Source organism: Deinococcus carri, from assembly GCF_039545055.1.
In the GTDB taxonomy this organism is placed as follows: Bacteria; Deinococcota; Deinococci; order Deinococcales; family Deinococcaceae; genus Deinococcus; species Deinococcus carri.
This window is the reverse complement of sequence record NZ_BAABRP010000007.1, coordinates 158,249-165,000: the sequence shown is the minus strand read 5'-3', so window position 1 is coordinate 165,000 and position 6,752 is coordinate 158,249. Positions and strand designations below refer to the sequence as shown.

Annotated in this window: 5 protein-coding genes (1 of these 5 cut by a window edge); 2 read left to right on the top strand and 3 right to left on the bottom strand. The window is 67.7% G+C overall.

Annotated features, from left to right (window positions below):
• A protein-coding gene (locus tag ABEA67_RS11005; RefSeq protein ID WP_345465054.1) for a DNA-directed RNA polymerase subunit beta' crosses the window boundary here: on the top strand, nucleotides 1–4,054 show its 3' portion. Its footprint begins 560 nt before the window's first position; only the last 4,054 of its 4,614 coding nucleotides appear in the window; the start codon falls outside the window, past its left edge; its stop codon occupies nucleotides 4,052–4,054.
• 96 nt (nucleotides 4,055–4,150) lie between these two features.
• On the opposite strand, the gene ABEA67_RS11000 is transcribed toward ABEA67_RS11005, so the two are convergent.
• Genes ABEA67_RS11000 through ABEA67_RS10990 form a run of 3 tightly spaced genes read right to left on the bottom strand, consistent with a single transcriptional unit; the run spans nucleotide 4,151 to nucleotide 5,464 of the window.
• Nucleotides 4,151–4,435, bottom strand: a complete 285-nt coding sequence (locus ABEA67_RS11000) for a DUF1905 domain-containing protein (protein ID WP_345465052.1) — start codon at nucleotides 4,433–4,435, stop codon at nucleotides 4,151–4,153.
• On the bottom strand, nucleotides 4,425–4,964 hold the full coding sequence (locus ABEA67_RS10995; RefSeq protein ID WP_345465050.1) for a DUF2721 domain-containing protein: 540 nt from the start codon (nucleotides 4,962–4,964) through the stop codon (nucleotides 4,425–4,427). The genes ABEA67_RS11000 and ABEA67_RS10995 overlap by 11 nt, the downstream gene beginning before the upstream one ends.
• Nucleotides 4,965–4,993: 29 nt before the next feature.
• The gene (locus ABEA67_RS10990; RefSeq protein WP_345465048.1) at nucleotides 4,994–5,464 is read right to left on the bottom strand and encodes a hypothetical protein; all 471 of its coding nucleotides are present in this window, start codon (nucleotides 5,462–5,464) and stop codon (nucleotides 4,994–4,996) included.
• A gap of 87 nt (nucleotides 5,465–5,551) precedes the next feature.
• Here ABEA67_RS10990 and rlmN point away from each other — a divergent pair, with 87 nt between their 5' ends.
• Nucleotides 5,552–6,586 (top strand): dual-specificity RNA methyltransferase RlmN, encoded by a 1,035-nt coding sequence (gene rlmN, locus ABEA67_RS10985; protein WP_345465046.1) that lies wholly within the window; start codon nucleotides 5,552–5,554, stop codon nucleotides 6,584–6,586.
• The last annotated feature ends 166 nt before the right edge of the window (nucleotides 6,587–6,752 follow it).

Here is a 6,752-nt window from a genome sequence, read left to right as displayed (position 1 = left end):
GCAGACGCTGGGCGGCAACGTGGTCAGCAAGATGGACGGCCTGGCCCAGTACCGCTTCCCCCGCCGCGCCGAGATCGCCTACGCCGAGCAGGTGGAAGCCTCGCTGCCCCTGCCCGCCGACGTGCTGGTGGAGCAGGACAGCTTCCGCGCCGGCGAGATTCTGGCCGAGCTGGAAAGTGACGTGAGCATCACCGCCCCCGTGGACGGCACCGCCTTCCTGCATGACCTGGGCGAGGACAGCGTGATGGTGGAGCTGCGCGACAGCGCCGCCGAGGACGCGGCCCAGGGTGAGGTGCTGGCCCGCGTGTACCTCCCACACGGCATGAACGTGCAGGTGGCCGAGGGCGAAGTGGTGGAGGCCGGCAGCGTGCTGGCGACCGCCGAGGCCGGGGACCGCCTGCGCGTGAGCCGCGACAGCCGCCTGACCGCCGTCACCTTCCCCAAGAAGAAGGGGGACGTGAAGGTCACGGCGCACTGGACCCGCCGCGTGGAGTACCCCATTAACCCCACGATGCACGTGCTGGTCGGGGACGGCTCGGAAGTTCGCGCCGGGCAGAAGGTCGTCGGCGCCATCGACAAGGAAGAGGAAGTCGTCGCGGAGGCCGACGGCGTCATCACCCTGCACGCGCCCGCCAGCATCATCGTCTCGAAGGCCAAGGTCTACTCCTACCAGGACGAGCCGCTGGTCGTGAACGGGGACCGCGTGGAGCCGGGTGACGAGCTGGCCGACAGCGGCAACCTGCGCTCGGAAATCTCGGGCCGCGTGGAGATCGACCTCGTGCGCAAGCAGGTGCGCGTGATCGAGTCCTACGACTTCGAGGCCAAGATGGGCGCGGAGGCCGTCAAGGAACTGCTCGACGACCTCGACCTCGACCAGCTTGAGGCCGAACTGGGCGAGCAGATGAAGGACAACAGCCGCCACAAGCGCGCCAAGGCCCGCAAGCGGCTGGAAGTCACGCGCTCGTTCAAGCGCAGCGGCAACCACCCCTCCTGGATGATCCTGGAGACGGTGCCGGTGATGCCGCCCGATCTGCGCCCGATGGTGCAGGTGGACGGTGGGCGCTTTGCGACCAGTGACCTCAACGACCTGTACCGCCGCCTGATCAACCGCAACAACCGCCTCAAGAAGCTGATGAGCCAGGGCGCGCCCGACATGATCATCCGCAACGAGAAGCGCATGCTTCAGGAAGCGGTGGACGCGCTGATCGACAACGGCCGCCGCGGCAGCCCCGTGACCAACCCCGGCTCGGACCGCAGCCTGCGCTCGCTGACCGACCTGCTGGGCGGCAAGCAGGGCCGTTTCCGCCAGAACCTGCTGGGCAAGCGCGTGGACTACTCGGGCCGCTCGGTGATCGTGGTGGGGCCGCAGCTCAAGCTGCACCAGTGCGGCGTGCCCAAGCGCATGGCCCTCGAACTCTTCAAGCCCTTCCTGTTCAAGGTGCTGGAAGAAAAGGGCGAGGTCACCAACATCAAGCAGGCCCGCAAGATGCTGGAGCGCTACCGCGACACCCGCGACAGCGTGTGGGACGCCCTGGAAGAGGTCATCGAGGACAAGGTCGTGCTGCTCAACCGCGCGCCCACCCTGCACCGCCTCGGCATCCAGGCCTTCGAGCCGGTGCTGGTCGAGGGTCAGTCCATCCAGCTGCACCCGCTGGTCTGTGAGGCCTTCAACGCCGACTTCGACGGCGACCAGATGGCGATCCACGTGCCGCTGAGTGCCCAGGCGCAGGCCGAGGCGCGTATCCAGATGCTCAGCGCCCACAACCTGCTCTCGCCCGCGAACGGCGAGCCGAACGTGAAGCCCAGCCGCGACATCATCCTGGGCATCTTCACGCTGACCCAGCTCCGCCGCGACAACCTGGGGGCGGGCACGGAGTTCGCCAGCGAGCAGGAAGCCCTGAATGCCCTGAGCGAGGGCCGCGTGGCGCTGAACACGCCCATCACCGTGAACGGGCAGGAAACCAGCCCCGGCCGCCTGAAGTACGTCTTCAGCTCCCCCGACGAGGCGATCATGGCCGTGGACCGCGGCGAGATCGACTACCAGGATCACGTCCGCATCCGCCTGAACGGCACGGTGTACGACACCAGCGCCGGGCGCGTGATGTTCCGCCGCCTGGTGCAGGAGGCGCTGGGGCCACAGGGTCACCTGGTGGACACCCTGGTGAACCTCGAAACCGCCTACGAGAAGGATCACCTCAAGGACATGGTGATGGCCTGCTACAAGGAGCTGGGCATCGAGGCGACGGCGGGGCTGCTCGACGCGCTGAAGGACAGCGGCTTCAAGCTGTCGACCACTTCCGGCATCACCATCGGCATCGACGACATCGTGCTGCCGCCCAACAAGCCCGAGCTGCTGGCCGAGGCCGACGAGAAGCTGGCCGCCATCGAGCAGAACTACGAGTTCGGCTTCATGACGGAAGAGGAGCGCTACAAGCAGGTCGTGCAGCTCTGGAACGACACCACGGACGAGGTGAAGAACGCGGTGTTCGAGAACTTCTCGCAGAACTACCCCTTCAACCCGCTGTGGATCATGAGCCAGTCGGGTGCGCGTGGTAACCCGCAGCAGATTCGCCAGCTCGCCGGGATGCGTGGCCTGATGGCCCGCCCCGACGGCAGCACCATCGAGGTGCCGATCAAGGCGTCCTTCCGCGAGGGCCTGACCGTGCTGGAGTACTTCATCAGCACGCACGGCGCGCGTAAGGGTGGCGCGGACACCGCGCTCCGAACCGCCGACTCGGGCTACCTGACCCGCAAGCTGGTGGACGTGGCCCACGAGGTCGTCGTGCGCGACGTGGACTGCGGCACCACCGACTACACCATCATGCCCCTGGGCGCGACCGACGAGCGCACCGGCGAGTGGCGCACCCGCAAGGGCAGCGAGATCGAGACCAGCATCTACGGCCGCACCCTCACCGCCGACGTGGAACTCTCGGACGGGCGCGTCATCCCCGCCGACACCATGCTGGGTCTGGAGGACGTGAAGGCGATCACCCGTGACGCGAAGAACATCGGGGAAGTCTTTGTCCGCACGCCGCTGAACTGCCGCGTGAAGGCGGGCGTGTGCCAGAAGTGCTACGGCTACGACCTCTCGCAGGCCAAGCCCGTCAGCATGGGCGAGGCCGTGGGCGTGGTGGCCGCAGAAAGCATCGGCGAACCCGGCACCCAGCTCACCATGCGTACCTTCCACACGGGTGGTGTGGCCGGCGGCGGCGACATCACGATGGGTCTGCCCCGCGTGATCGAGCTGTTCGAGGCCCGCAAGCCCAAGACCCAGGCGGTCGTGGCCGACCGTGACGGTGTGGTCCGCATCGAGGAGGAGGAGGAGCGTTACCTGGTCCGCATCGAGGCCGAGGACGAGGCCTTCAGCTCCAAGACCGCGACCAAGATCAGCAAGGGCCTGCGCCTGATCGTGCGCGACGGCGACCGCGTGGAAGCCGGCCAGCCCCTCACGCGCGGCGCGGTGAACCCCCACGACCTGCTGCTGTACAAGGACACCGACGCCGCCCAGCGGTACCTGGTGGAGGAAGTGCAGCGCGTGTACCGCTCGCAGGGCGTGAAGGTCCACGACAAGCACATCGAGGTGATCGTGCGCCAGATGCTGCGTTACGTGGAGATCACCGACGGCGGCGACACCGACCTGCTCGAAGGGCAGACGGTCGAGCGCTGGGAAGTGGATCAGGCGAACGAGGCCCTGGCCGACGGACAGACCCCGTCAAGCTGGAAGCCGGTGCTGCTCGGCATCACCAAGAGCAGCCTGACGACCAAGAGCTGGCTCTCGGCGGCGTCGTTCCAGCACACCACCCACGTGCTGACCGAGGCCTCCATGCGCGGCCAGGTGGACGACCTGATCGGCCTGAAGGAGAACGTGATTCTCGGCAAGCTGATCCCGGCGGGCACCGGCCTCACCACCGTCCGCGAGATGCAGGTGGGCGACGACCGCACGCTGGAGAAGTACGGCGAGGGCAACACCAGCACCGACTCGGTGACCGGCACCCAGCGGTACGACGACACCCGGCCCGGCAGCACCACCATCAACCCCAGCTACGGCGACTGAGCCGAGGCTGAACAGCAAAGCCCCCACCTGGAAACGGGTGGGGGCTTTTGCGTTGTGGGGGCGGCCAGCTTCCAGCGGCCAGCAGAACAGGCTGCTCTATCCGACCTGGAGGCGAATCGTTACCTCCTGGCCCTCCTCCAGGCCCTCTGCCCGGCGGACACTGGCCTTGACCGGCACGAGGTAAGCGCCGTCCTTGGGAAACAGGGAAGTCTGCCACCCCGTCTCACCGATCCAGGCCTGGACCGGAATCATGCCCCAGCCGTACGTGACCAGCTTCGAGGCGGCTTGCAGGCTGCGGCACTCCGCAGGCGGAACAGTCACGAAGTACCAGGGGGCCGGGCCTCGCCAGGACCAGAGGGAGCTGCTGAACTCAAGTTTCATGACGCAGCCTACCGGAGGGTCTGTCCTCGCCCTCACCGTACAGCTCCGCGTAATGCTGGCCGATCTGCACCAGGAAACCCATTTCCTCCTGGGTGGTGCGGGCACTGAGGCGAGTCTCGTAACTCAGCAGCAGGGCGGCGTAGGCCAGGGCCGCCGCGCCCAGCAGCGCCAGGATGACGGGCGCGGGGCCGGGGGGCCGCTCCAGCAGCGACGATGCGCCGATCAGGATGCTGGTCAGCACCAGCAGGGCGACGGCCAGATACAGCGAGGTCATCGCCCGCTGGAGCATGCGGCTGCGGCGGGTGAGGCGCGGAAGCTGGCGAATGATCATCTGCTTTTCCTGGCGGGCCAGGGCCTCCTGACGCCCCTCCTCACTCACGAGCACCTTGAAGCGCGCCGTAAGGTGCCGCACGCGGTCGGTGGCGCGGCCCAGGCGGGTGCTGGTGCTCATGAGCAGGGTGCCCGCGCCGCTGATCAGCACGGCGGGCGTGATCATCGCCGTCAGGACGCTGAGGTTCGGGTCCGCCATGCCTTCAGGGTAAGGGGTGGGGCAGGAAGCTAGCGGGGGCCGCCGCAGACGCCACTCGTGCGTGGGGGGCAGAGGCCATCACTAACGCCGAAGTTCCCCTTCTCGTCTCCGGTGATGACAAGACGGACCGGCTGGGAATCGCGGTGAAGCAGCGTGCTGCTGGCCGTGCGGTTATCGTCCAGGATATGAATGACCAGGGTGCCTTGTGCGGGAAGGCGGCCCGTCCACGTCAGCTTCTCCCCCGCACGAATGGGCCGACTGTTGAGATTGATGACCTCTCCCCCGGGCGTGATGGCCGTCACGAGAATCTGGACCGGGCCGCCGGGCTGCGTGCGGGTGCGGGAGAGATTCACGTCCACCGTGAAGGGCACGGCCTCACCCGCAAAGCGCACGGCGTTGGCGAAGGGCATCAGCGGAGGCGGCGCACTGGCTCCTCCCGCCAGAGCGGGTGCGGCGAGGGCCGCGAGCAGCGTGAGGGTCAGGGGCAAGCGTAAGCGCATTGTGGGGAACCTCCTGGCCCAGGCTATCCCGCCCCAACCGTGCCCCACACCCCTCCCCCACCCCATCAGACCCGGTAGACTTTCCTGATGCAGCTTCTCCTCGACCTTCACCCCGACCAGTATCCGCTTGACGGTTTCCGGCGGCGGCAACTGCTGGAGTGGGTGTTTGTGCAGGGCGTGGGCACCTTTGGCACCATGACGAACCTGCCCTTTGATGCCCGCGCCGACCTCGCCGCCCGCTACACGCTCAATCCCTTCCGCGAGATCGAGACGGTGCGGAGTGCGGACGGGTCGGTCAAGTACCTCTTTACCCTGCCCGACGGGCGGCAGATGGAGGCAGTGTACATGCCTTACCTGGACCGCAAGACCATCTGCGTGTCCACGATGGTGGGCTGCCCGGCCCGCTGCTCGTTTTGCGCGACGGGGGCGATGGGCTTCGGGCGCAACCTGACGCCCGGCGAGATCGTGGGGCAGGTGCTGGCGGTGGCGGGCGGCGAGGGGATCGCGCCGCGCGAGATTCGCAATCTGGTGTTCATGGGCATGGGCGAGGCGATGCTGAACTACGCCAACACCATGCAGGCCGCGCGCATCCTGCTGCACCCGCAGGCGCTGGGCATGAGCAAACGCCGCGTGACGCTCTCGACGGTGGGCATCGCGAAGGGCATCCGGCAACTGGCCACCGAGGATGACCTGGGCATCAAGCTGGCGATCAGCCTGCACGCGCCCGACGAGGAGACGCGGCAGCGCATCATTCCCACCGGGGCCGCCAACTCTATCGAGGAGATCATGGCCGCCGCCCGCGATTACCAGGCGGTGACGGGACGGCGTGTGACGCTGGAATACACCATGCTCCGCGGCGTGAACGACCATCTCTGGCAGGCGGAGCTGCTGGCCGAACGGCTGCGCGGGCTGGTCAGCCACGTGAACCTGATTCCGATGAATCCGTGGGACGGCTCGGGCTTCGAGAGCAGCACCGAGGAGCAGATTCAGGCGTTCTACGACCTGCTGGAGGCGCGCGGCGTGGATGTCAGCGTGCGCCGCTCGCGCGGGAAGGACGCTGGGGCGGCCTGCGGACAGCTCGCCCTGAAACGGCCCGGCGCGGCCGCGGGCGTTCCCGCCTGACGGCTGCCCCCCTCATTTGGCCTCCCCACCTGGCCTCCCCGCGTGGGAGGCTCTTTGCTGGCGGGGAGGGGCAGCCCGGCGGCATGAGGCACATGAGGAAGATGAAACTGCTTCCTGCCACACCGCCCGCCGGGGCGTGAGAGAATTACAGCGCCCAGCGCCCCGA